This is a genomic window from Paenibacillus sp. IHB B 3415, from assembly GCF_000802655.2.
Lineage (GTDB): Bacteria > Bacillota > Bacilli > Paenibacillales > Paenibacillaceae > Paenibacillus_AQ > Paenibacillus_AQ phytohabitans.
The window spans coordinates 1-23,590 of record NZ_JUEI01000099.1; the positions used below are offsets into that span (position 1 = coordinate 1).

Annotated in this window: 24 protein-coding genes; 18 read left to right on the forward strand and 6 right to left on the reverse strand. The window is 49.4% G+C overall.

Going from position 1 to position 23,590, the window contains the following annotated elements; translation table 11 throughout:
• Nucleotides 1-427: 427 nt before the first annotated feature.
• From QW71_RS31330 to rhaM, 4 genes are all read left to right on the forward strand, one after another.
• A complete protein-coding gene (locus QW71_RS31330; protein WP_039308881.1) occupies nt 428-1,654 on the forward strand; it encodes an MFS transporter in 1,227 nt (408 codons plus the stop codon).
• Nucleotide 1,655: 1 nt separating this feature from the next.
• Nucleotides 1,656-2,960: an alkaline phosphatase family protein gene (locus QW71_RS31335; protein ID WP_039308883.1), complete on the forward strand. Its 1,305-nt coding sequence runs from the start codon at nt 1,656-1,658 to the stop codon at nt 2,958-2,960.
• Nucleotides 2,961-3,045: 85 nt separating this feature from the next.
• Nucleotides 3,046-4,134 carry a rhamnogalacturonan acetylesterase gene (locus QW71_RS31340; RefSeq protein WP_047014077.1) on the forward strand — a complete coding sequence of 363 codons (1,089 nt, stop codon included), beginning with the start codon at nt 3,046-3,048 and terminating at the stop codon, nt 4,132-4,134.
• A gap of 124 nt (nt 4,135-4,258) precedes the next feature.
• Nucleotides 4,259-4,573, forward strand: a complete 315-nt coding sequence (gene rhaM / locus QW71_RS31345) for an L-rhamnose mutarotase (RefSeq protein WP_039308886.1) — start codon at nt 4,259-4,261, stop codon at nt 4,571-4,573.
• Between the two features lie 101 nt (nt 4,574-4,674).
• Here the strand turns inward: rhaM and QW71_RS31350 are convergent, their stop codons facing one another.
• On the reverse strand, nt 4,675-5,343 hold the full coding sequence (locus QW71_RS31350) for an O-methyltransferase (RefSeq protein ID WP_039308888.1): 669 nt from the start codon (nt 5,341-5,343) through the stop codon (nt 4,675-4,677).
• Nucleotides 5,344-5,468: 125 nt separating this feature from the next.
• Here QW71_RS31350 and QW71_RS31355 point away from each other — a divergent pair, with 125 nt between their 5' ends.
• The 5 genes from QW71_RS31355 (at nt 5,469) to QW71_RS31375 (ending at nt 8,882) form a co-directional block, all read left to right on the forward strand.
• Nucleotides 5,469-6,350 carry a LysR family transcriptional regulator gene (locus QW71_RS31355; protein WP_039308890.1) on the forward strand — a complete coding sequence of 294 codons (882 nt, stop codon included), beginning with the start codon at nt 5,469-5,471 and terminating at the stop codon, nt 6,348-6,350.
• A gap of 108 nt (nt 6,351-6,458) precedes the next feature.
• On the forward strand, nt 6,459-6,947 hold the full coding sequence (locus tag QW71_RS31360) for a DUF2975 domain-containing protein (RefSeq protein ID WP_039308893.1): 489 nt from the start codon (nt 6,459-6,461) through the stop codon (nt 6,945-6,947).
• Nucleotides 6,948-6,957: 10 nt separating this feature from the next.
• Entirely contained in the window at nt 6,958-7,173 is a 216-nt protein-coding gene (locus QW71_RS31365; protein WP_039308895.1) for a helix-turn-helix transcriptional regulator, read from the forward strand.
• Between the two features lie 30 nt (nt 7,174-7,203).
• Nucleotides 7,204-7,968 carry a DUF817 domain-containing protein gene (locus QW71_RS31370; protein WP_039308897.1) on the forward strand — a complete coding sequence of 255 codons (765 nt, stop codon included), beginning with the start codon at nt 7,204-7,206 and terminating at the stop codon, nt 7,966-7,968.
• Between the two features lie 92 nt (nt 7,969-8,060).
• Entirely contained in the window at nt 8,061-8,882 is an 822-nt protein-coding gene (locus QW71_RS31375; RefSeq protein WP_039308899.1) for a methyl-accepting chemotaxis protein, read from the forward strand.
• 125 nt (nt 8,883-9,007) lie between these two features.
• On the opposite strand, the gene QW71_RS31380 is transcribed toward QW71_RS31375, so the two are convergent.
• Nucleotides 9,008-10,123 carry a saccharopine dehydrogenase family protein gene (locus QW71_RS31380; protein WP_047014078.1) on the reverse strand — a complete coding sequence of 372 codons (1,116 nt, stop codon included), beginning with the start codon at nt 10,121-10,123 and terminating at the stop codon, nt 9,008-9,010.
• Between the two features lie 128 nt (nt 10,124-10,251).
• On the opposite strand from QW71_RS31380, the gene QW71_RS31385 reads away from it, so the two are divergent.
• Nucleotides 10,252-11,313 (forward strand): helix-turn-helix transcriptional regulator, encoded by a 1,062-nt coding sequence (locus QW71_RS31385; protein ID WP_039308901.1) that lies wholly within the window; start codon nt 10,252-10,254, stop codon nt 11,311-11,313.
• A gap of 616 nt (nt 11,314-11,929) precedes the next feature.
• Here QW71_RS31385 and QW71_RS31390 read toward each other — a convergent pair.
• Nucleotides 11,930-12,472: an NADPH-dependent FMN reductase gene (locus tag QW71_RS31390; RefSeq protein WP_039308902.1), complete on the reverse strand. Its 543-nt coding sequence runs from the start codon at nt 12,470-12,472 to the stop codon at nt 11,930-11,932.
• Nucleotides 12,473-12,911: 439 nt separating this feature from the next.
• Here QW71_RS31390 and QW71_RS31395 point away from each other — a divergent pair, with 439 nt between their 5' ends.
• The 4 genes from QW71_RS31395 to QW71_RS31410 all read left to right on the forward strand — a co-directional run bounded on the left by QW71_RS31395 (nt 12,912) and on the right by QW71_RS31410 (nt 18,039).
• On the forward strand, nt 12,912-13,958 hold the full coding sequence (locus tag QW71_RS31395) for an aromatic ring-hydroxylating dioxygenase subunit alpha (protein WP_047014079.1): 1,047 nt from the start codon (nt 12,912-12,914) through the stop codon (nt 13,956-13,958).
• A 199-nt stretch (nt 13,959-14,157) separates the two neighbouring features.
• Nucleotides 14,158-14,688: a hypothetical protein gene (locus tag QW71_RS31400; RefSeq protein WP_039308905.1), complete on the forward strand. Its 531-nt coding sequence runs from the start codon at nt 14,158-14,160 to the stop codon at nt 14,686-14,688.
• Nucleotides 14,689-14,915: 227 nt separating this feature from the next.
• Nucleotides 14,916-15,758 (forward strand): phosphotransferase enzyme family protein, encoded by an 843-nt coding sequence (locus QW71_RS37435; protein ID WP_235441606.1) that lies wholly within the window; start codon nt 14,916-14,918, stop codon nt 15,756-15,758.
• Nucleotides 15,759-16,164: 406 nt separating this feature from the next.
• Entirely contained in the window at nt 16,165-18,039 is a 1,875-nt protein-coding gene (locus tag QW71_RS31410) for an LTA synthase family protein (protein ID WP_039308907.1), read from the forward strand.
• A 41-nt stretch (nt 18,040-18,080) separates the two neighbouring features.
• Here the strand turns inward: QW71_RS31410 and QW71_RS31415 are convergent, their stop codons facing one another.
• Together QW71_RS31415 and QW71_RS31420 are read right to left on the reverse strand one after the other, a co-directional pair.
• Entirely contained in the window at nt 18,081-18,686 is a 606-nt protein-coding gene (locus tag QW71_RS31415; protein ID WP_039308910.1) for a histidine phosphatase family protein, read from the reverse strand.
• Nucleotides 18,687-18,857: 171 nt separating this feature from the next.
• Nucleotides 18,858-19,823: a zinc-binding alcohol dehydrogenase family protein gene (locus tag QW71_RS31420; RefSeq protein WP_039308911.1), complete on the reverse strand. Its 966-nt coding sequence runs from the start codon at nt 19,821-19,823 to the stop codon at nt 18,858-18,860.
• 167 nt (nt 19,824-19,990) lie between these two features.
• Here QW71_RS31420 and QW71_RS31425 point away from each other — a divergent pair, with 167 nt between their 5' ends.
• Nucleotides 19,991-20,446, forward strand: a complete 456-nt coding sequence (locus QW71_RS31425) for a MarR family winged helix-turn-helix transcriptional regulator (RefSeq protein ID WP_039308969.1) — start codon at nt 19,991-19,993, stop codon at nt 20,444-20,446.
• A gap of 57 nt (nt 20,447-20,503) precedes the next feature.
• Here QW71_RS31425 and QW71_RS31430 read toward each other — a convergent pair whose 3' ends face one another.
• Complete coding sequence (locus QW71_RS31430; RefSeq protein WP_039308912.1) at nt 20,504-21,205, reverse strand: 1-acyl-sn-glycerol-3-phosphate acyltransferase; 702 nt, start codon at nt 21,203-21,205, stop codon at nt 20,504-20,506.
• A gap of 170 nt (nt 21,206-21,375) precedes the next feature.
• Between QW71_RS31430 and QW71_RS31435 the strand changes: the two genes are divergently transcribed.
• The 3 genes from QW71_RS31435 (at nt 21,376) to QW71_RS31445 (ending at nt 23,522) form a co-directional block, all read left to right on the forward strand.
• Nucleotides 21,376-22,146 (forward strand): hypothetical protein, encoded by a 771-nt coding sequence (locus tag QW71_RS31435; RefSeq protein ID WP_039308913.1) that lies wholly within the window; start codon nt 21,376-21,378, stop codon nt 22,144-22,146.
• A 125-nt stretch (nt 22,147-22,271) separates the two neighbouring features.
• On the forward strand, nt 22,272-22,616 hold the full coding sequence (locus QW71_RS31440; protein ID WP_039308915.1) for a helix-turn-helix transcriptional regulator: 345 nt from the start codon (nt 22,272-22,274) through the stop codon (nt 22,614-22,616).
• A gap of 42 nt (nt 22,617-22,658) precedes the next feature.
• Nucleotides 22,659-23,522 carry an aldo/keto reductase gene (locus tag QW71_RS31445; RefSeq protein WP_039308917.1) on the forward strand — a complete coding sequence of 288 codons (864 nt, stop codon included), beginning with the start codon at nt 22,659-22,661 and terminating at the stop codon, nt 23,520-23,522.
• Nucleotides 23,523-23,590: the final 68 nt, after the last annotated feature.

Sequence of the window (23,590 nt, forward strand, 5' to 3'; positions counted from 1 at the left end):
ATTTTGGCCAAGTCTTGCTATTCAGCCAACTGAATTATGAAATTGACTCTGAAATGCAGGATTTTACCTTTTTCAAGCGGGTTAGCCGAATTATTCTTGTATTTTATACAACAATCCACCCGGACACCTAACTATCAATGATCCAAAGTTGTAAAACGTACAACATTTAGTCTACAGTGTTTACTGAAAAGTCTCCATTCTGCTGCTGCACCCTCTGCCCGAATATATTCCGTGAATCTAGTGAGCTTAATCTATATTTTTCACCCTATCCTTTGGCAATTCAGGTTATAATGACCATGTATATTGCAGGATATTAGGAAGGCTATTGCCACTAAACCAGAGATTCTGTGATTTTACATCCCATTAACATGCTTCATATGTTCGCGTGATATAACTGAAACAATCGGTTATTGGAGGAGAAGATTAGATGAAGCTGAGTAAAGAGGAGAAATCATGGATTCTGTATGACTGCGGTAATTCTGCCTACTCGATGGCGGTGACTACGGCGCTTTTGCCCATTATCTTCGGCATGTTCACGACTGTGGGCAGCAGTATGGATTTGGGCTATTTTAATTCCATTGCCAGTATTCTGGTCGCGGTCCTCAGTCCAATCCTGGGGACGATTGCCGATTACAAGGACAGGAAGAAGCGCTTCTTTATCTTCTTCGCTGCGGTAGGTGTGCTTGCTACGGCTTCCCTGGCCTTCGTGTCACCGGATAGCGGACAATGGCAGCTGCTGATTGCCTTTTACATTCTGTCAGCGGTCGGGTTTGCCGGGGCCAATATCTTCTATGATTCCTTCCTGGTCGATATTACAGATGATGAGCGGATGGATAAGGTATCGACGAGAGGGTTTGCCTTCGGTTATATCTTCAGCTGTATTCCGTTCGGAATCAGTCTGCTGCTGATCTTCATGATGGGGATGGATAAGGCCATCGGCTATCAGATCGGATTCATCATCACTGCACTATGGTGGGGGCTGCTCACTGTACCTATGATCAGAGACGTGAAGCAGCGATACTATATTGAGCCTGAACCTAATCCGGTTGCAAACAGCTTCAAAAGAATGGCGAACACCTTCATGAATATCCGCCAGCACAAAATTGTATTTGTATTCCTGATTGCTTATTTCTTCTATATCGACGGGGTAGATACCATTATTAAAATGGTGGTACCGTATGCGACTTCGGTGCTGGGCGGGGATTCCCTGGACACTTTCACCCTGCTGGGCATTCTGCTCATCATCCAGATCATTGCCTTTCCGTGTGCGATCCTCTACGGTAATCTGGCCAAAACCCACTCTGCCCGCAAGCTGATTATCTTCGGGATTTTCACTTATATCATTTCCTGTATTGCGGCTTTCTTTATCACCTCAGTGTGGCATATCTTTATTCTCGGTGCACTGATCGGTTCGGCCCAGGGCGGCATCCAGGCGCTCAGCCGGTCGTATTTCGCCAAAATCATTCCGAAGGAGAATTCCAATGAATTCTTCGGCTTCTATAATATCTTCGGCAAGTTCGCGGCAATTCTCGGCCCGGCGCTGATGTCACTGACTACGACGTTAACGGGCGAGGCCCGCTTTAGCATTTTATCCATAATTCCGCTGTTTTTGATCGGATTCTTCATCTTCATCACACTGCCTAAGGGGAACTGATATGGAACCGACAACGCCTCGCGCACCATTAGCTAAACATCTGATCGTCATTTCCTACGATGCCTTCTCGGAGGACAACTGGGAACTGGCGAGCCGGCTGCCCCATTTATCCAAACTGATTAAGCAAGGTGCCCACAGCAACCGCTTGCGGAGCGTATATCCCACACTCACCTATGTAGTTCATACCACGATCGCTACCGGCGTTCATCCGGACAAGCACGGCATTCACCACAACAATCCGCTGCAGCCGTTCGTGAAGGAGGAGGATCAGCGCTGGTTCTGGTTCCGTGAGGCGGTCAAGGTACCGACAATTTATGATGCTGCACGTAAGGCAGGGTTGAGTACAGCCGGACTACTCTGGCCGGTTTCGGGCAAGTCCTCGATCCGGTATAATATCCCGGAAATCAGGGCGCTGAAAGGTGAGAATCAGGCACTTAAGGTGCTGAGAAGCGGCAGTCCCGCCTACTGCATCCGGATGGAGCTGAAATACGGCCGGATCAGGCAAGGGATTACCCAGCCTTACCTGGATGACTTTACAACGAAGTGTGCGATAGACACGATTAAGCGCAACAAGCCTAATCTGCTCATGATGCATCTGATTGATCTGGATGATGCCAAACATCTGTATGGGACAGACAGCGATGAGGTGAGGGAGGTCATCCTGCGCATGGATAACCGTCTGGGTGAGATCCTGCAGGCCGTAGAAGACGCCGGGATCAGGCAGGATACGGTAATTATGGTGCTCGGAGACCACGGCCAGTTCAATGTGCGCTACAAAGTACATTTGAACAAGCTTTTGCAGGCAAAGGGTCTGATCTATGAAGAGGGCGGCGTAATGAAATGGCGGGCGTACTTCCAGTGCGGCGGAGGTTCAGCGTACCTGCATGTCCGGCCGGGAGACGAAGAAGCAGAGCGGCTCGCGCTCACGGCTATTGAAGAATATATGCAGAATGACATGTCAGGGGTTGAAAGCGTATACCACAGAGAGACATTAGACCGTCTTCATGCAAGCCATTCCACAAGAGTAATGCTTGAAGCGCGGCGCGGCTATTCCTTTGATGAGAGTCTGGAGGAGCAGCTGGTTGTCGATTTGCAGGCACATGGAATTCGTTATGCTACGCATGGTTATTCTCCTGACAAAAGCGGCTACCGGTGCAATTTTGTCGTCTCCGGCGGTACGATTAAACAGGGCTATTCTATCGGCGACATCGAAATGGTCGATATTGCGCCAACACTGGGAAGAATTCTGGGGATCGATTTCGGGCACGGGGACGGTAGAGTGCTGGAGGAGATTGCCCGGGAATAAAAAAGTGCAAAATCGGCAAAAGAGTCCGATTGTCTTCTATATCCGGATGAATTAGTGTAGACGGGAAAGAAAGGTGGATGCCCGTATGATATTTAACTATTCGTTTGTACCCGCATTGGATAGCCTGTATGACATGGAACAAGGTTATGGCTTTGCCGCAGCGCCGGCAGGCTCGAAGAATGAGGAGCTCAAGGATTCATGGCCCGGGGATTACTTCTCTCCTGCAGTACCGACGCTGCTGATGGATGTGCCGAATGGCAATTACACCGTAACGCTGGAGATCGGTTCGCCGGACACCTCCGCCGTTACTACCGTAAGAGAAGGATTAGGCCGGATCAGACTGCTTGAGGTGAAGACCGGGTCCGGTGAGATCACCACCCGCATCTTTGCTGTGCATGTCGAGGATGGTGTGCTCAAGCTGGCTTTCGGCGGTGCTGCACCAAGTGTGCGGCAGGTGACGGTTAACCGGGTAAGCTCCATCCCTACCTTATTTCTTGCCGGAGATTCTACCGTGACGGATCAGGCCTCCGGGCAATTCCCTTATACAGGCTGGGGCCAAATGATCGGATTGTACCTGGGTGAAGATATTGCTGTGGCGAATCATGCACGTTCCGGAAGAAGCGCCAGAACCTTTATTGAGGAGAGCCGTCTGCTGCGGATAGCCAAAAGACTGCGCAAGGGTGACTTCCTGCTTGTCCAATTTGCCCACAATGATGAGAAAGAAACGGAAGAAGGTGCGGGTCCGTTCACAACCTATCAGCACTACCTGAAGCAATATATTGCTCTTGCGCGGTCAGCCGGTGCGTATCCAGTGCTTATAGCGCCCATGCACCGGCGGTTCTTCGAAGAGGATGGGGCCATCCGGAACACCCACGGGGATTATATTGAAGCTATGAGGCAGCTGGCCGGACGTGAAGCTGTGCCTTTTGTAGATCTGGCTTCACTCAGCAAAGCATATTTTGAGGAGCTTGGTGAAGCGCGTTCCAAACAAGTGTTTTTGTGGGCGGAACCGGGCCAATATGCTAACCTTCCTGAGGGAGCAGAGGATAACACGCATTTCTCGGAAGCCGGGGCGATTGAAATGGCCAGACTGGTGGCGAAGGGGATACAGCAGGCAGAGGCTGACAAGCTCAAGCGGCATCTGATCAGCAATATAGGGGATTCTTTGATTTAAGCCAGATATTCGGAGTTTATTTGTGTTTTTTTATATTCAATAAAGTTCATCTATACTTTATAATGTTCAATATAATAGTTCATTTAGTTTTAACTACACCCCTATATGTCTGGAGAGCTGAACAGTGATTAGAAAAGCGAGTGTTATGCATGTTTATCCCGATGCTTATGAGGAGTACAAACGCCGTCATGATGAGCTTTGGCCGGAGATGGCTGAAGAGCTGAAGAACCATGGCGCACATAATTATTCCATTTTTCTGGATGAAGAAACGGGCAGCCTGTTTGCTTACGTAGAGATTGAAGACGAAGAGCGGTGGGATCAGATGTCGCAGACGGAGATTTGCCGGAAGTGGTGGGTGTATATGGAGCCGTTAATGGAGACCAATCCTGATCACAGCCCGGTGTCCAAGAATTTGAAAGATGTATTCTACTTAAAATAACCGGTAGTCAGAAGTGCCCTATGACATTGCGGGGCACTTTTGTATTGTATAGCTTGCAAAGGGGTCATGAAGTGCACCGCCGTTCGATCCGGGGAGGACATTCAAATAACAATGCCAAGCACGAAGCCGTCGTATCCCTTGCTGCCTACCGTTTGCAGTGCAGTGGACTCTATCCGCGGTTCCGCGGAGAGCAGGTCCATAAACTGACGTACACCTTGTACGCGGTCATCTGTACTATGCGCTTGAATGACCTCACCATCACGCACCACGTTATCGGCCACAATTACCGCTCCCGTCCGGGCCAGCTTCAATGCCCATTTCAGATAATGAGGATTGTTCGGTTTGTCGGCGTCAATAAAGATGAAGTCAAACGGAGCATAACCCCGGGCTTCAAGTGTCGCCAGCGTCTCAAGTGCCGGCCCCTCAATCACCTCCGTTTTATCCGCTAACCCTGCCATTCTCAGATTATCCTCAGCGACGACTACATGGTCATGCTCGAATTCGAGTGAAACCAGTCTTCCTCCTTCCGGCAACGCCCTGGCCAGCCAAATGGTGCTGTAGCCGCCCAGCGTGCCGATCTCAAGAATATTAACAGCGCCTTTCATTTTAGCCAGAAGATACAGCAGCTTTCCCTGGTTCGGAGCAACATCAATCGCCGGTAATCCTGCACCTTCATTCGCATCCAGAACGGCATCCAGCACCGGATCTGCCGCCAGCAGCTTGTCATTGAAATACGCGTCAACCTTACTCCATTTGTTCTGTTCTTTCATGTGAATCCCTCCATTAGATTAAGTGTTGTATTGGATCTGTTTTAAATATAAGGTAAAATAATTCATAAAACTAATATATGTTTTTGTGGTTTACATATAATTTGATTATGAATGGGGCGGAGATAATGAACATTCATGCACTAAGGCTATTTTATTATGTTGCCGAGACGGGCAGCGTCACGAAGGCGGCTGCACGGCTCAATATCAGCCAACCGGCGGTTACCAGCCAAATCAAGAAGTTCGAGAAGGATTTGGGACTGCCTTTGTTTAACCCCAGCGGCCGCGGAATTTCACTAACTTCCTTTGGAACAGAACTGGCGAAGCAGGCAGGTAATCTCTTCACCTATGAGGAACAAATGGATGAATTTGTAGAAGACTACCGCCAGGGCAAAAAAGGGAAGCTTCGTATCGCCGCTACTTATCTGCCGGCTAATTTTCTGGTCCCCGGCTGGGCTGCCAGATTCAAAGCGGGACATCCAGGGATTGAGATCGAGATTACAACAACGAATTCCCAGCAGGCCTTTGAGCAATTGCAGCGGCATGAAGCAGACGTTGCCTTCTATGGGGGCGGAGCCAAGGAGAAGCCGGAGGATGTCGACTGGCTGGAGCTTTTCGAGGATGAGCTGTGGTTCGTGGTAGCCCCTTCCCATCCCTATGCAGACCGTACGGTTTCACTGCCGGAGATGATGCGGGAGCCGTTCATTATGCGGGAGGAGGGCAGCTCAACAAGAGAGCGCCTTGTCTCGTTATGCACGACTTATGGCCTGAAGCCGCCAGAGGTCGCATTGCAATTCAGCGGACTGGGTGAAGCCATCCGTTCGGTAATCGCGGGGTATGGTGCAAACTTCATATCCTCTCTCGCAGTGCGCGAATATGTGGAGTGGAAGCAGCTCTCCCGTGTGCATGTGGAGGGGATTCACCTAAGCAACCATATTGCTGTCTGCACGCGTAAGAATGAATCCCTGCCTGCCGCGCTGCAGCAGTTTATTGAAATCTGCCGACAATGATCAACGGATAAACAATAATTAAATATCATATTTCAATCTAAATATATTGATAAACGATAAATTATGTGGTAAATTAAACTCACAATTCCGAAGTGAGGTGCTTTTACAATGAAACGCAAACCAGGATCGACCACTTTTTTGAAGGCAGTGATTGTGCTGTTTGGATTGGCTGCACTTGCTCTATGTGTATTTGTAGTGCCGGAGATTGCGGGGTTTGCAGCAGAGCTGTATCCGGATATGGCTTACATACAGGCTCTCGTGATGATCGATCTGTATGGGGCGGCGCTGCCTTTTTACATCGCACTCTATCAGGCCTTTAAGCTGTTAGGCTACATCGACCAGAACAAGGCATTCTCGGATACCTCTGTACAGGTGCTGAAGAATATCAAGAACTGTGCAGTCGCCATCAGCGGTATGTTTGTTATAGGCATGCCCCTGTTCTATCTGATGGCGGAGAGAGATGATGCCCCGGGGATTATCGTCATCGGAATGATCATTATCCTGGCTTCCATGGTGATCGCTGTATTCGCTGCAGTGCTCCAGAAGCTGTTGAACGAAGCTATTGAACTAAAATCTGAAAATGATTTGACAGTCTGAGGTGATGACCATGGGGATTATAATCAATATTGACGTGATGCTGGCGAAACGGAAAATGAGTGTAACTGAGCTTACGGAGAAGGTGGGCATAACGATGGCTAACCTGTCTATACTCAAGAACGGCAAGGCGAAGGCGATCCGGTTCTCAACGCTCGAGGCGATCTGCAAGGCATTGGATTGTCAGCCGGGAGATATATTAGAATACACTCCGGAATCTATAGAATAAAGGGGAGCGGGGAACGAGGAGAGGACTATATTGAAATCATTGGTACGGCTGCTGCATTTCGGCTATCATCACGCGATGAGCTGCATTTTTCCCGTTGCGATCTTTGGAACCCTGGTACTTACAAGTAAAGTAGAAGTGCCCTTCATCCACCGGTATGATGCCATTCTGCTGATCCTGCTGACCGTGCAGTACCTTATGTACCGCAGCGGGCTGGAGACCCTCGATGAGATCAAGGTAATCTGCGTATTTCATGTGATTGGTCTGGTGCTGGAGATATATAAAATAAGAATGGGCTCATGGGCATACCCTGATCCGGGATACACGAAGCTGCTCGGGGTACCGCTGTACAGCGGGTTTATGTATGCCAGCGTGGCAAGCTATATGTGCCAGATCTGGCGCAGGCTGAAGATGGACATGACCGGCTGGCCGGGGCTGGCTTCTGCGGGATTACTGGGCGGAGCGATCTACCTGAACTTTTTCACTCACCACTTCATTCCGGATTTCCGCTGGTGGCTGACGGCGCTGGTGGTGATTGTCTTTTGGAGGACATGGATCATCTACCGGGTGCAGGAGCGGACGTACCGGATGCCGCTGACGATGGCTTTTTTCATTGTAGGCTTCTTCATCTGGCTCGCTGAGAATATCGCTACCTTCTTGGGTGCCTGGAAATATCCCGACCAGCACGAAGCCTGGCATCTGGTGGGCTTCAGCAAGATCAGCTCATGGTTTCTGCTGGTTATCATCAGCGTCATTATTGTGGCTCAGCTTAAGCATGTTAAGGCAGGGCGTTCATAATTCAGGATGTTCATAATTCATAATCAGCACTCTTCACTAATCGGCTAAATGTGTCGATAATAATTCTAAACATTCACATTTAGGAGATGCTTATGGATAACTTGGCAGCATTGGTCGCAGCAGCACCCTTTTTCAAACAGATTCACGCACAGGATATAATGATCGGCATTACAGATCGGGAAATATTCCATTATTATGCACCCAGCAAAGTGCTGGATTTCGGACTCTCCAAAGGAAGTCCCGTTTCGCCGGATGATCCTTCACTCGGCAATGCCCTGGCCGGACGCGCCACGACAAACCGTCTGTCACCTGAGCTGTATGGAGCAACTGTAATCTCATCGGCAGTGCCGATTTATGATGCGGAGGGGGAAGTGATCGGGGCTTTCGCTATAGCCTATACGCTGGAAAATGAAGATAAAATGGAACAGCTGACGGAAAGCATTAATCAGATCAGCGGCCAGCTTGTGGATATGGTTCAGAATGTGGCGGCCCAGTCTCAGGAGCTGTCGGCGACAACCGCGCAGATTCTGGACAATTCCCGTAAGACGGTGGAAGAGTCCAAGCAGGTGAATAAGGTTGCCGGATTCATCCGGGAGATCTCCGAGCAGACGAATCTGCTGGGCCTGAATGCGGCGATTGAGGCTGCGCGGGTCGGAGAGCAGGGGGCAGGCTTCGGTGTGGTGGCGACAGAGGTGCGCAAGCTGTCGGTACATACGAAGGAAGCTACGAAGTCGATCGAGGATTCTCTTAGCACGGTGCAGCGCTCGATCCGGGAGATGGAGCAGGAGATTGAGGCAATCGCCAAGTCTTCCTCGGCGCAAGCTGAGCTGGTTACCCAGTTCAGTGATGTGATTGAGAAGCTGAATGAGACCAGCGGGGAGATGGCCAGATTCATTTCATCCGTAATCCAATAAAATAGCATAAACAAGGCGGCCGTTAGGTTAACGGCCGCCTTGTTGTATTCAGGAAGGCGTCAGGAATTTGAACTGCCCGGAGGATGGGCATTCAGGTAAGTCCAAAAGAGAATCTGTTGTACCGGTCACCTGTTCCAGAAAGTGGCGCCTTCCAGAGAATAAGCCACACCGTGACTGGTCCCGGCTTCCCCGGTGTATACCAGTGACAGATGGTTCCCTGCCGGCTGCAGTGTGAATAACTGCTCAATATGATAGACACCTGGCGGAGGTGCGGATTCGTAGAGGTTAAGGATTACACCAGCGGCAGTTATTGCAGTAATGTCTGCTTCATGTACACCTTCTATTCCATATTCAATCTGCTTGGGCTTGCCGTTCTTCAACCCATAGGCATCCACTTTAACCGCGAAGCGTGCCGAGCCGAACCGGAATTTGCCGAAAGCCCGGACAGCGAAGTTACGGCAGGTTCTGTTCCGCAGCAGTGCGGGCAGACCTAGTCTGCGCAGCACAGCAACAGCGGAGGTGGAGATGCGGGAATCGAAGCAGAGACGGGTGGACACCGATGGAACGCCTAAAGTTACAGGCAGCGTCTGCTGATCCGAAAAAGGAAAACGGTAGGCTGTCCGGGTCCGCAGACCAAAACCGAAATCAGTGGACTTCCTTTCCGTGAAGCTTGAAGCCGTACGCGTTTTGCCATGCTCAGTAATCTCAAAGACTGCCCCCAGGTTGTCCACGGTCCACTCCAGAGCCGCTTGTCCATGACTGTCTCCAAGCCCGAGCATAATGGAGATGTCAATGGACTCCGTCTGCTCCAGCTCCTGCATGGCCCGTGCCGCGAGCAGATTGGTCAGTCCCGGAGCCAGGCCGACACTCAGTAGTGCTGCAGCCTGGAGGCCATTCTTCACCGGTTCCAGCATCTGCAGCTTGCTGAGGAATTCGCCGCTCGCCGAGACATCTACATAATGCGTGCCGCTCTGCAAGCAGGCTTCAGCCAGCCGCGTATCCTGCTGGTCCAGACACATTACAACCAGCTTCACCCGTTCAAGCAGCTTCTGGTCCAGCGGCTCCTCTGCCGCCAGCCGCAGCGGCTTCACATACCCGCCGGTACTGCGGGAGAACTCTTCGGCACGTTTCAGATTTCTTCCCGCCGCATAGACCTTCCCGGGATGCTTCTCGCCAAGAAGCCGGCATATCTGTGACCCGACATGACCATAACCACCGATGACTATAATATCTGTTTTCATTGTATCTTCTCCGTCCTTGAATATTGAATGTAAGCTTACCTGCGATATAATAGGAATTGTGTTTCATTATCCGGATTTCAAGGACGGGAGACCATCCCACATATGTGGGATTTAGAGAGGACACCAAGATGAACGAGGCGATGAAAAGCATTCTGCAGCTGGACCCGGCCCGGGGCGGGGGAGCTATGAATTCACAGCAATACAGGGAAGCGGTTATTGCTAAACTCCGTTCCTTTATTCCGTTTGCCGCAGCCTGCTGCACGACAGTAGATCCGCATACGCTTCTAACCACCGGAGCGGTAACAGAGCAGGGGCTTGCAGCTGTGCACTCTGTATTGTTCGAATATGAATATCTGCATGAGGATTATATGAAGTATGAGCACTTGGCCAAGGCGGAGCTTCCGGTAGCCTGCTTAAGCGGTGTTACCGGCGGAAGCCTTGAGAAGAGTGAGCGTTACCGCAAAGTACTGCAGCCCGCCGGGTTCGGAGATGAGCTGCGCGCAGCGCTCATGGCAGGCGGGGTCTGCTGGGGCTTCCTGACGTTATTCCGTCCGCTGGACAGTCTTCCGTTTCAAGCGCAGGAATGTGCCCGGATCGCATCCGCTGCACCGCTGATTGCTGCCGGGCTGCGCAGTTACGCCACATCGCTGACCGGTAGAGATGCAGACAGTGGGGCACCGGCAGATAACGGAATTATGATGCTGAATGAGCAGCTGGTTCCGCTGAGTGCGAATGCAGCGGCGAATTATTGGCTGGAGCAGATGCGGCAGCTGGAACGTCTGGATGTGGGCGTGCTGCCGGGGCCGGTCCGGGCTGTGTGCTTACGGGTTGTAGCGGAGGAGAGAGCTTCCGGAGCTGTCCCTTCAAGCGCTAAAATATGCCTCCAAACCGGGGATGGGGCTTATCTGACCGTAACGGCCAGCAGGCTTGACGGTCCGGAAGGCATGCTGGCCGTTTCTTTTGTAAATGCCAGATCCTCCGATGTATTTCGCCTGCTGGCCGATGCCTTTACCTTAACCGCACGCGAGAAACAGCTTGCAGAAATGCTGCTGCTGGGGTTATCCACCAAGGAATTGGCGGAGTCGCTCCATATCTCTGCTTATACCGTTCAGGATCACCTGAAATCAATCTTTGCCAAAGCTGGTGTGTCCAGCCGCCGGGAGCTGATCAGCAGGCTGCTGTCACGATAAGAAGGAGCGGGTGTCCCTGATGAATGATCTTAAAGATAGGATTAGACTTGTGCGTAAGGATGGGATGTATGGGCTGAACCTATAATTTCGGCCCAAATACAAAATTGTTGTATAAAATGCAGTGTTTTCCTCATGATTTCGGCTCAAATCCAATATTGTTGTACAAAATGCAGCAATTCTCCTCCACCATGCGGTTTAGCGGGACAATTGTTGTATTTCATACAACAATCTGCCTGAACACCCTGGTATATGCCAATACAAGTTGCAAAACGTGCAACATTTATATCTTAAAAGCTTTTTATGTCTACAAAGCTTTAATGTTTACAAAACTTGCCTACAAGCTTACCAAGTAGTTTCCATTCTGCCGGCAACGAATTGAGTGTGTGGAGTGGTCGTATTCCGCCAGTCCCACAGCACTTGGAGCAACAGTCTGTTCGCGCAGCATTCTCACATAGTTCCGCTATCTTATCTATCTATCCATCCATCCATCTATCTATCCATCTATCCATCTATCCATCCATCTCAATGTAAAAAGGGGTCTCAATAGCCATTACTGGCGTTTGAGACCCCTTTATTCCTTTATCAATGACATTGATGCGTTGCCATTACCCTTTATTTACTGACGCAAAGTCTTCAAGGCGCCGCTCCAGGCCAGAACCTGATCGAGCATGGCGTTAACATTGGCGATATGCAGATCGGCCGGTTTGAAGACAGAGCCGTTCTCAAAGTCAGTGAACAATGAGAGCAGAGGGTGTACGCGAACATCCGCTACGGACAGCTCGCCGAGAATTCCGCGTAAATGCTCAGCGGCGCGGACGCCTCCGGCTGAACCATAGCTTACGATACCGGCTGCCTTGTTGTTCCATTCTTCACGGGCGGAGTCCAGGGCATTTTTGAGTGCTCCGGTAAGACTGTGGTTATATTCCTGTACAATAAACACGAAGCCGTCCAGTGTTGCCAGCTTGGCTGCCCACGCTTGGGCCTCCGCATAGCTGTCGGTTTCACCGAGAAGCGGCAGTTTGAAATCGGCAATATCCACGATTTCGTAATTGGCATCTCCGCGTGCATCTGCAATACCTTTCACCCATTCGCCTACCTGCGGGCTAACGCGGCCTTGGCGGGTACTTCCCAGAATAATTCCGATGTTTAATGTTGTCATTGTAATTCCTCCTCGAATGTGGTTGTAAGTTTTTTGAAGTAGCTCTTATGTTTTTATTATAGCTTATAACTTAAATAAAGCAAGTTATTTTTAGAAACTATTATTAGGCGAATCTTACTAGACAGATATACTTGAAAGCACTCGATCACCATTGTGCAAAGCGGTACCATTCACAATGTTGTATGTATTGCAGCTTACGGTAGCACACCAGTTAACTTTTGCGGAGGATGGCTTGAATATACATCTATTAAGATTTTGCTCCCGTTATGTCATGATGCATAACATAAATAGGTGTATTTTAGGAAAAATCACAAAAGGAACGGATATGTAATTGATTTTAGTAGCGAAATCAGTTTAAAATATACACAACAAGTTAGTTATTCTAACATATAATTAAATCATCTTATGCATTTATAGCGAATTGAGAGGTGGAGCGGTCATGATAGAGGAAAAGAAACGGCAGGAACAACTGGAGCTCCCGCGTGATTGCACCTTCTCGCCAGAAGACTGGCGTATACTAGCCCAGTATTGGTACCCGGTGGCGGCTGCAGATGAGGTTCAGGATAAACCTGTTCCGGTGAAGCTGCTGGATATGAAGCTGGTATTGTACCGCAGCGAGGGCAAGGTGGTCATTGCCCGGGACCTCTGCTTCCACCGTGGGGCGCCCTTAAGCAAGGGCTGGGTTGAGAACGGTGAGATTGTCTGCCCGTATCACGGTTTCCGGTATAACTGTGAAGGAAAGTGTACGGCGGTGCCGGCGCATCCAAGCAGCAAGATCTCACCCAAATTGAAATTGATTGTCTATCCCGCCGTTGAACGTTATGGCCTGATCTGGACCTGCCTTGCTGGCGCGCCGGAGCAAATCCCATCTTTTCCGGCCTGGGATGATCCCGACTACATTAATATTCTAATTCCGAGCTTTGATATTGCCGGTTCCTCCGGGCGGCAGATGGAAGGCTTCCTGGATGTATCGCATTTCGCTTATGTGCATACGGCAACCTTCGGTGACCGCAACAACACAGAGGTCCCCCAGTATAAGGTATGGCGTGAAGGAGATACGGAGCTGGTAGCGGAGTATTGGAGTACGGTCAGCAACTACGGCAAAGGGCAGGAGAACCCTGCACCCGAAGGGTTCATGTGGCTGCGCGAGTTCCGCGTCTTTGCACCGTTCGCCGCTTCGCTGACTGTCTATTTCCCGGATGAGGGCAGGCTGAAGATTCTGAACTGTGCTTCCCCGGTATCCGCCCGCTATACCCGGCTGTTCTGCCCGATCTCCCGTAACTTTGACAAGAGCGCCCCTGTAGAGGATACGATAAAGTTCAATCTGCAGGTGTTCCAGGAGGATGCAGAGATGGTGGAGTCGCAGACTCCGGAGGATCTGCCGCTCGATCTGCAGGCGGAAGCCCATATCCCGGCAGACCGGACATCGATTGCCTACAGACAGCTGCTGACCAGCCTGGGACTGGGCAAGAATTATACGTCTTAACCGCAGGCGTAGCTCCTTCGAACCGTTGTTTATAAGAATAGAAAGCAGCCCGATGGTCAGCGAATGACCGGGGCTGTTTTTTGTGTTTAGTTATTTTATTCTAATTCACTTATGTCGCAGGATTCTGATGTCGCAGCATTCTGAAAATTGGAAGTGTGCTATATTGAAGGAATAAATTAGGTTTGAGGTGAGCAGATCTATGGAGATCGAATTGAATAGACTATTCGCAAGAAAAATGGGGGTTATGCTTGAAGCCAGGCTTATCTGGTACAAGCATTATTACTTCTTTTGTGATGAAATAATTGAACAGATGGATAAACCGCCATATTGGATTATGGACCTGGCAACCCAAAAGTACATTGGGGACGCTATAAGAATAGTGAATACGTACGCATTCTCAGAACCCTTTGAGGCTTTTCCGGATACTGTATACGATCTGCATATTGGCTGTCTCTATTTGCGGTATGAACGTAAGGAAATCTCCTGGGCCTCCTTTTTGACGGACTCCGGTAGATACGCAGACAATTACCAGGTAGTGAAGCAACCATGTGAATTTTTTTATTATATGCTTAATGATTATGAGGATCATGAATTCTCCAATCGGTTAGAGCTTGAACAGGCGGAGAGTGTGGAAAGAGAGTTTCAGAGTGCTATTGCTGAGGCGAAAAGGCTGTATAGCCCATTTGTTGATTATTTCCGTAACTATGTTGCCAGCCAAAGGGGGAAGTGAATCTCATTAAGCTGGCGGATGACTGTGATGACTGTATAGAAGCGAAATGAAATAAATGGCAGTAAAGTTTGAATATATAAAAACTATCCCTGGAGCTTGAGTGGTTTCTTTGGTAAAATATGGTGGTTGGGATTCCGGTACAGGAAATCGCCGCGCAAATTAGATTTGGAGGAGATATTATAAACTATATTGAGGTTGCCCAAAAAAGTACTGCACACTTGCTTCCCTTGGCATCAGAATTGTACGGGTTAAACGGCTACGAGTTCGAGCAGATTGAGGCGCATGAGGGAGGGCGTAATATTGTATACACCTGTGAAAAAGCAGGCGCCAGTCCCAAAATACTCAGGTTCGCTTTCCTGCCTGACCGGAGCCGCGAGGATTTCCTGGGTGAACTGGAGTATATCCGCTACGCGTATGAGCATGGAGGCAGCGTCGCGAATGTGATCAGCTCCCGGAACGGGAATCTGCTGGAAGAGATTACTCATGATAATCACAGGTATTTTGTCAGCCTGTTCACTAAGGCCGCAGGAACAATGCTGGTGGAGCATCATTACCGGTACAGGGAAGGTGTGCCCATTACCGAATATTATTATAACTGCGGTAAAGTGCTGGGGAAACTGCATCAGTTATCCAAAGAGTACACGCCGGTCCATCGCCGGTATAGCTTTTTTGACAAATACAATCCCGCATATCTGGATGAGCTGATTCCTGAATCCCTGACCTTGCTTAAGGGGAAGCTGATTGAGCTGCTTAGCACCCTGCAGGAAGTGGAAGCGAACAGGGAGACTTACGGAATGCTTCATTTCGATTACAATGACGGGAATTATTCAATAGATTATGATACCGGACAAATTACCGTATACGATTTCGACAATTGCTGTTTCGGCTGGTATATGTTTGAGCTGGCAGCTCTCTGGACACATGGAGTGGGCTGGATTCAATTTGAACCTGATCCCGGTAAACGCAAGGAATTCATGGATGATTACTTTGTCTCGCAGGGTACCGGTCAGAGACCGGGATTGAACCAGCGGTACTGGATCAGTTGCCTTTATTCATCCAAGTCACTCTAATGGAAAGTGTTGTGGATGCCTTCGAGGTCATGCGGAATAACGGCGGGGAACCGGAATGTGACGGGCGGCTGTCTTTTCTCATTAAATGCCTGGAAGACGATATTCTGTATAACGGATTTTTCGATGAGATTTACTCGTGCGACGAACCGTTTGAGTATGAAGGATGAAACAGATGCCGTCCCTTAAAGGGCGGTATTGCCGTTTTTATCCGCGAAATTAAAATAGGTTGATAACCTATGTAATTTGTGCTTTAATTCAGTAGTACAATTTACGCCTACAACAAATGTGAGGAAGTGACCAATCGTTAGTCCTTCTATGGCAACAGCTGGAGCAAAGACCTCTTGCTGTGCATATTATTGAAACGTGATGTAATTCTTTCTGAAATACAAGGAGATAGAGAACACTTATGAAAAAATCATTTGATATCCGCAACAAGCCTATATTGCTGTTCACTTTTCTCTTGCTGCTCAAGAGTGGGGTGGCGTGGTATGTTGTTTTTAATGACGGGCCTAACTGGGGCACAATGTTTACGGAAATTCCATTTTTCCTCATTGTATTCAGTCTCATCGAGTGGCTGGCACGCAAGCGGAAGATTCTCTATTACATGGTGGCCAATCTGTTTATAACGGTCATTTATTTCGCTGTGTTGATGTACTACAAGTATTATGGCGTCATTGCGACGTATCATGCGCTGCAGCAGGCCGACAAAGTTACGAAGGTAGGGGAGAGCACCTATTCCCTTATCACTCCTTATTATCTGTTTATCTTCGTAGACGTCGTGTTCTTCCTGTTCCTGATGTTCCGTCCGAAATATATTTCGCGCTGGAAAGAAAGAGGTACCGTGCGGATGAGCCGGCCGGTGCTGACAGTGATCACTGCTGTCTCCATCGGACTCTGTATCTTCAATATCTGGCCGAACCATGCGAGCATGAATGAGATCAAGAAAGCCGAGAGTATGGGCATCCTCAACTACGAGGTATATACCCTGTTCGCCGATACTACGGAGAAGGAAGAAATCATCGACAGCAAAGAGATTACGCAGACAGCTGTGAATGAATTGAAAGGCATTACCGTGCCAGAGTCCCCGCAGTATTTTGCTGCCGACAAAGGCAAGAATCTGATCGTGGTACAGATGGAATCCTTCCAGAACTTCCTGATCGGGCTGACCATTGACGGACAGGAAGTTACGCCGAACATTAACAAGCTGGTGAAAGACAATACCTATTTTAATAACTTTTATACGGATGCGGGTCAAGGTACAACCTCGGACGCGGAGTTCGTGGTGAATACTTCTTTTTATGTGCCCAAGAATGAGCCGGCGACTTCTTCCAATTATATGAACAAAACGCTGCCGAGCCTGCCGGGTCTGCTGAAATCAAACGGCTATCATACGTATACCTTCCATACCAACAGCGTGGATTTCTGGAACCGCAAAGAGCTCTACAAAGCCATCGGATTCGACAAGTATTATGATCAGAGCTTCTATGGCGACGATGACCATATTGCTTTTGGTTCTTCAGACGAAGTGCTGTTCGCCAAAACCGTTCCAGAGCTGGCCGCTCTGGATGCGAAGGAAGAGCCGTTCTATGCCATGGTCATCTCCATGAGTGCTCACCATCCTTTCCGTCTGCCGGAGGATAAGCTTATGATGACTCTGCCTGAGCAGTATCAGGGGACTTTACTTGGCGACTATATCCAGGCCCAGAATTATGCGGATTACGCGATGGGGCAGTTCCTGGATGAACTTAAAGCCAGCGGAGTGTGGGACGACAGCCTGATTGTATTTTACGGGGATCACCAGGGCGTACCGCTCTATGCGCTTGGCGATAAAGAGAAGGATTGGCTGAAAGAGCTGATCGGGTATGAGTACGGTTATACCGACATGTTCAATATCCCGTTCATTGTACACTCTCCGTCGGGAATACTGCCTGCCGAGATCGGTCATACCGGAGGACAGATTGATATTCTGCCGACTGTAGCCAATCTGCTGGGCGTCTCCGTGCAGAATCAGCTTCACTTCGGGGAGGATCTGCTGAATCAGGAGACCAATCTGTTACCGGTCCGGCATTTCCTGCCGACGGGCTCTTTTATCAACAATTCAAGTATTTATGTAACCGGAGAAGCCTACGCGGACGGAACCAACTTCAGCCAGAAGGATAATTCGGTGCTTGCTGGCGGATCGACTGAGGCGCAGTTCAATAACGTGCAGCGGCTGCTGAATATGTCTAACAGTTACCTTGAACAGCTGCCGGACCGTCCGGATGTTCAGTCAGAAGAATAGATTTAGGTTTGAAAAAAAGGGCAGAACCCCTTTTTTGTAAGCTACACAGTATAATTCTCCAGGGAAACGATCCATTTGCCGTCCTGATTCTCGATGGTGTGCAAGCCGGTATAGGAAGCCGGGAATTTACTGCCGCGGTTGTTCCAGTCTAATTCTTTTATAATATGATAGATGATATTAATGACTCCGCCGTGAGTAACAATCATGAGGTTACCTTCCGGATGGCTGTCTGCCTGGTCTTCGCATAAGCGGCCGAACGCTTCCTTGATACGTGTGAAGAACTCCAGCGGGCTTTCGCCGCCGGGATAGCGCTCGTCCATCCGTAAACCGGAGAAATACAAACCCGGAAACCGTTCATTTACGATTTCGTTCGGCATGCCGGCGATCACGCCATTATTCATTTCTCTCCAGTCCATACTGCGCTCGAGCGGCAATCCGAGCTCTCTTGCCAGCTCACCAGCCGTATCCAGAGCCCGCTGCAGATCGCTGCTGACAATACGCTTTATGTTAAATGAAGACTGGTTATCTTGAAGATAGCGGCCGAGCTTCTCAGATTGTCGGTAACCTTGCGTGATTAGTCCCCGCTGGCTCCATCCGCCACGGAATCCTTCATCATCTTTGCCGTGTCTTACCAAATAAATCGCCAATTTCCTTCGGCCTCCTGTTCTGTGAGAGTAGCATGCTTCCTTATGCGGGATGCCCTGCTAAGTTTATCACTCACTTTCCAGATTTATCAAGAGGAGAAGTTACAACCGGGATAACAAAGCTTGACAAAAGCCGGACACGGGCTTGCTTAGACAGTTCAGGTCAGGGATTGCTTAATTCGCCGGCGTGAATACTACCCGCTGCTGACAGCCTGCTGGAGTATTCCACACTTCTTCAATCTTGGACAGCGGAAAAGCAATAGGGTTCGCAATAAGCTTGCCTCCAGCAATCGCATCGATGAGCGCCGGGAATTCGGCTAAGTATCCGGCCGGAGTCACAGACCCTTGACCGCTGCCGATGATCTGGAAGTTGGCCGAGCGGAGTGCGGCAGAAGGGATAGCGGCATCCGCTCCGGCAACGGAACCAATCTGGATCCAGGTCAACAGCCGGCTGCGGTCAGCCCGGCGGGTCAGCAGCGGAATCATAGCCAACCCGGCAGGCTCGCCCCACAGATAGTCGAGAACGATATCCACTTCGTAAGCCGCCTCGCCGAGGCGCCGGGCGGCTGCTTGTGGATCACCCGCAAGCGACACCGTTACATCAGCACCGAGCGGCGTAAGCGAACGGAGGCGCTCCGGGTCCCGACCGGCAGCGATAATCTGACTGGCGCCCATAAGCTTGGCGATCTGGACCGCCATCATTCCGGAATTGCCGGTTGCCCCCAGAATCAGAACCTTGAACCCGGGCTGCGCCTGAACCCGGCGGCGCAGGGTCACCCAGGCTGACATGGCCGGATTCATAGCGGCAGCGATGAGCACGGGATCGGCATGAGCCGGAATTGGCACACTGCGCCGCAGGTCAATTACAGTTTTGTCGGCAAAAGATCCTAGAGCAGTATCTGTTGTAACGAAATAGACCAACTGACCGTCCGGCAGCCTGCCTACCCCGTCAACACCAGGGATCAGCGGCAACTCATCCGTACTGGTGTAGTGAGAGCCATTGGCTTGTGCCCGTACCCGGAGATGTAACCCGGCTGCAAGCACATCAACCAGAGCTTCATGTTCTCCTGAGGGTACCGGAGTATCGTGAATTTCATATTTCGGACCTGAATCGAAGGATCGTACAACAGCAGCATACATAATATTGGCCTCCATTTGCCCCATGGGCGGTTTGTTTGTTTGTTTGTGACACAAACTAATAAGTTTGCAATACAAACAATATAGTTTGTTTCACGTACAAAGTCAACGGCGATTATGATACAATGGAAAAAGCAGATAAGAATATAACAGAGCGCGGAGTGAAGCATATGAGCAGTTACGATGGTTCTTTTGATAAACTGGATGATCTGTCGATTGTGGACAGTCTGGTGCAGCTATCCTTCCTGATCCAGAACATTCTCGCCAGAATAGGGGCGGAGCATGATCTCTCGATCATTCAGATCCGGCTGCTGGGTATCCTCCGGGACCGGGAACCGGGTATGCTGCAGCTGGCGAAGCATCTGGGACTTGATAAATCCAGCATTACCGGACTGGTGGACCGTGCACAGCGCCGCGGACTGGTGGAGCGTACCGTTTCGCAGAGTGACCGGAGGGGATTCAACGTGAGGGCAACTGCGGCAGGGTGGCAGATCATTCATGAAGTCGGAGAGCAGATTGAGCGTCAGATTAAGGAGGTAACCGCAGGTCTTACTGAAGCGGAACGTGCACAGACTATTGCTCTTGCCAGTAAAATTCTGATTACTGCGCCTGGGGCGAGTCGCTGAACATAAAGAAGGCCATCCGCAAAGGATGGCCTTAGAAATTTCAAAGGATGGCTCAGATTATTTATAGACTCCCCGATAGCCTTCGGGTAATAATTCTGCTATTTTTTTCATTATGTATGTGAGGGTGAATTCTTCATATTCTTTTTTATCCTGCTCCTTCGCCCGCTGAAGCAATTCAAATTGTTGTCCGATCTGGATATGCACATCTGCCTTATTGAACGTTTCCGCCTTCATATTGCCATCTTGATGAATAGGTAAAAGCTTCTCTGTTCCATATAACCCGATAGGTACAATTGGAGCTCCGGTTAATCTTGCTATAAGAAGGATACCTTTCTTCGCTTCAATCAAATTGCTGGCTCTGCTTCGGGTTCCTTCCGGGAAGATCAGTAAGCTTTCTCCTTGTTTAACAAGCTTGATTATCTTTTCGAGACCCTCTTTGTCAGCAGTATTGGGCTTAATAGTTGTAGTCTTCATTACATTGACACCGATACTGGTCACTGCATTATTTGACAGCTTTTCCCCAGCTACAAAAGTCGGATCAATCGCTTTTAGAGCCTTGTCCAGCACTAATCCATCCGAATTGCTTAGATGATTACATACAAAAATAGTAGGTGTTTGTATTTCTTTTAAGTTTTCACTGCCGGTTATATGTATATTTGCATATTTGTTCAGGTAATTATTTATAATATTTTTCGATATGGATGTGACCCATTTATCCGGCAAAAAATTTATGATTCTTGCCGCTGTAGCGGTAATCATGTTCGTGTCCCCCCAATATTCACCTGTAATCTAGGATACCATTTGACAGCAACAATTCAAACATGATAACTTTACGGTAGATTAATAAAGGCAATGTAACCTAAGGGTTCAACCTCGCTGAGAAGTGGGGTTGGACCCTTTTTGCATTGCCGAACCAGAGGAGGATTCATATGCGGAGAACAGAATTGCTGCTGCAGCGGCTTGACGAAATCGGTAAGTCACTGGAGCGTACGGGCGATGCTCTATTATTATTAGGTGTTGGTTCCGTTGGGGTCGAGACGGCACGGATGGATGAGTATTCAGATTTGGATTTCTTCGTTATTGTGAAGCCGGGAGTGACCCGGAGATATATCGACCAGTTGGATTGGCTCGAAGCCATACAGCCTCTTGCCTATGCCTTCAAGAATTCGGACCTTGGATATAAGGTGTTGTTCGAGGATGGGATTTTCGCGGAATATGCTGTATTCGAGGAATCGGAGCTGGTTGACGCCGCTTACACGGAGGGCCGGGTGATATGGAAGAATCCGCTCTATGCCAATACGGCAATCGCCAGACCTTTAAGACCCCTCCCTTCCCCGAAGGAGGATTCCCTGGACTTTCCTTTGAACGAAGCCTTAACCAATTTATATGTAGGACTTGGCCGTTATGCAAGAGGCGAGCGTCTATCCGCTACGCGGTTTATTCAGGGATATGCTATAGACAGGATTCTGTCTGTACTCCATCTGCTGGAGGACGAGGTTTATTATTATCCCGACCCGTTTGGAAATGAAAGACGGTTGGAGAAGAGATACCCCCGTTTTGCAGAGATTATCGGCGGGATGATTCTGGGATACGATCATGTGCCCGAATCGGCACTATGCATTCTGGATTTCTTGGAAGAGGTGTATCCGGTCAATCCAAGGTTAAGCAATGAGATCCGGCGGTTGGCCAAGCTTATGTAAAGTAACGACCTTGCTTCCTGTTATGGGAAAGAAAGGTTCTTGAATTTCTTTCCCGAAATGCAGCCGGGGTGGAATTTGTGGTATCTTATTTCCGTCCAAAGAAATAAACGATTAAACGAAAAGGGATGATTTCCGTAGACCAGAAACTTGTGGCTGCTCTTGCCATCGAATTTAGGAACTCGCTCAAGGTGCTGAACGCCGTTGGAGATGAGACCCGGCAGGCCATCCTGATGGCCTTGCTTCAAGGGCCGCAGAATCCCGGCATGCGTGTAGGTGAGATAAGGGTGGAAACCCACTTATCCCGTCCGGCCGTTTCGCATCATCTGAAAATCCTGAAAGAGGCACAGATTATAAGCGTCCGGAAAGAAGGAACACGTAACTATTATCGTCTGGACACCGGAAGCAAGCTGATGTTGTTGAAAAGCTTAGTAAGCGAATTGGAGAAGGCCCTTGCACAATGTGACAGGTAATCATCGTATCCGTAATCCGGAAGAAAAAGGGAGGGACCGTCAATGAATCAGACAGTTCAAGCGGTGAACGGAGTAAACATTCCCCAACTGGGGTTTGGCCTGTATAAGATCAAGAGCGGGGAAGCCTTTAAGAAGACGGCCGAAGAGGCTATTCGAAGCGGGTACCGCCATTTCGATACAGCGAAAATTTACGGTAATGAAGCGGCACTGGGCCGGGTCATCCTGCACAGTGGCATTGACCGTGAGGAGTTCTTCATTACCTCCAAAGCCTGGACGACGGATCTTGGGTATCATGCGACGAGAAAGGCGTTCGAGCAGACTTGCCGGAAGCTGAACGTAACGTATCTCGATATGTATCTGATACATTTCGCGGGCCCTCATTATGTTGAGGCCTGGAAGGCGATGGAGGAGCTGTACGATGAAGGCAGGATCAAAGTCATAGGTGTTGCCAATTTCGGTATCCGGCATCTGGAGCAGCTCAAGAAGAACGCCCGGATCATGCCGATGGTGAATCAGATCGAAACTCATCCTGAATTCCAACAGAACGAATTGTATGACTATATGGTTCAGAACCGGATTCTTCATGAGGCGTGGGGGCCGCTCGGGCAGGGAAGCAAGGTGCTGCTGGAGCATCCGGAGCTGACAGCAATCGCCCGCTCTCACCGCAAGTCGGTTGCGCAGGTCATTTTGCGCTGGCATCTGGAGCGGGGGAGTATTGTTATCCCTAAGTCGTCAAATCCGCAGAGGATCCAAGAGAATAGCGAAATTTACGACTTTGCACTGAACCGGGAGGAAATGGACCGAATCCGGCGGTTGGACACGGGGAAGAGATATTCCGTAAACCCGGCAGGTCTTATGGTTAATCCGGTGTACGTGACATTCATGAAGCTATTCATTCCAAGGTGACTCCACATAGGTGCATTGGAGCATCTTCTAAGTTGGCATAGCAGTTAGCGAAGGCGCAGTCTACCGCA

What these genes read in the sequence shown, in the direction of transcription:
- QW71_RS31330 (WP_039308881.1), top strand. Translation starts at nt 428, where the DNA reads ATGAAGCTGAGTAAAGAGGAGAAATCATGGATTCTGTATGACTGCGGT.
- QW71_RS31335 (WP_039308883.1), top strand. Translation starts at nt 1,656, where the DNA reads ATGGAACCGACAACGCCTCGCGCACCATTAGCTAAACATCTGATCGTC.
- QW71_RS31340 (WP_047014077.1), top strand. Translation starts at nt 3,046, where the DNA reads ATGATATTTAACTATTCGTTTGTACCCGCATTGGATAGCCTGTATGAC.
- QW71_RS31350 (WP_039308888.1), bottom strand. Translation starts at nt 5,343, where the DNA reads ATGAAAGAACAGAACAAATGGAGTAAGGTTGACGCGTATTTCAATGAC.
- QW71_RS31355 (WP_039308890.1), top strand. Translation starts at nt 5,469, where the DNA reads ATGAACATTCATGCACTAAGGCTATTTTATTATGTTGCCGAGACGGGC.
- QW71_RS31360 (WP_039308893.1), top strand. Translation starts at nt 6,459, where the DNA reads ATGAAACGCAAACCAGGATCGACCACTTTTTTGAAGGCAGTGATTGTG.
- QW71_RS31365 (WP_039308895.1), top strand. Translation starts at nt 6,958, where the DNA reads ATGGGGATTATAATCAATATTGACGTGATGCTGGCGAAACGGAAAATG.
- QW71_RS31375 (WP_039308899.1), top strand. Translation starts at nt 8,061, where the DNA reads ATGGATAACTTGGCAGCATTGGTCGCAGCAGCACCCTTTTTCAAACAG.
- QW71_RS31380 (WP_047014078.1), bottom strand. Translation starts at nt 10,123, where the DNA reads ATGAAAACAGATATTATAGTCATCGGTGGTTATGGTCATGTCGGGTCA.
- QW71_RS31385 (WP_039308901.1), top strand. Translation starts at nt 10,252, where the DNA reads ATGAACGAGGCGATGAAAAGCATTCTGCAGCTGGACCCGGCCCGGGGC.
- QW71_RS31390 (WP_039308902.1), bottom strand. Translation starts at nt 12,472, where the DNA reads ATGACAACATTAAACATCGGAATTATTCTGGGAAGTACCCGCCAAGGC.
- QW71_RS31395 (WP_047014079.1), top strand. Translation starts at nt 12,912, where the DNA reads ATGATAGAGGAAAAGAAACGGCAGGAACAACTGGAGCTCCCGCGTGAT.
- QW71_RS31400 (WP_039308905.1), top strand. Translation starts at nt 14,158, where the DNA reads ATGGAGATCGAATTGAATAGACTATTCGCAAGAAAAATGGGGGTTATG.
- QW71_RS31410 (WP_039308907.1), top strand. Translation starts at nt 16,165, where the DNA reads ATGAAAAAATCATTTGATATCCGCAACAAGCCTATATTGCTGTTCACT.
- QW71_RS31420 (WP_039308911.1), bottom strand. Translation starts at nt 19,823, where the DNA reads ATGTATGCTGCTGTTGTACGATCCTTCGATTCAGGTCCGAAATATGAA.
- QW71_RS31425 (WP_039308969.1), top strand. Translation starts at nt 19,991, where the DNA reads ATGAGCAGTTACGATGGTTCTTTTGATAAACTGGATGATCTGTCGATT.
- QW71_RS31430 (WP_039308912.1), bottom strand. Translation starts at nt 21,205, where the DNA reads ATGATTACCGCTACAGCGGCAAGAATCATAAATTTTTTGCCGGATAAA.
- QW71_RS31435 (WP_039308913.1), top strand. Translation starts at nt 21,376, where the DNA reads ATGCGGAGAACAGAATTGCTGCTGCAGCGGCTTGACGAAATCGGTAAG.
- QW71_RS31440 (WP_039308915.1), top strand. Translation starts at nt 22,272, where the DNA reads ATGATTTCCGTAGACCAGAAACTTGTGGCTGCTCTTGCCATCGAATTT.
- QW71_RS31445 (WP_039308917.1), top strand. Translation starts at nt 22,659, where the DNA reads ATGAATCAGACAGTTCAAGCGGTGAACGGAGTAAACATTCCCCAACTG.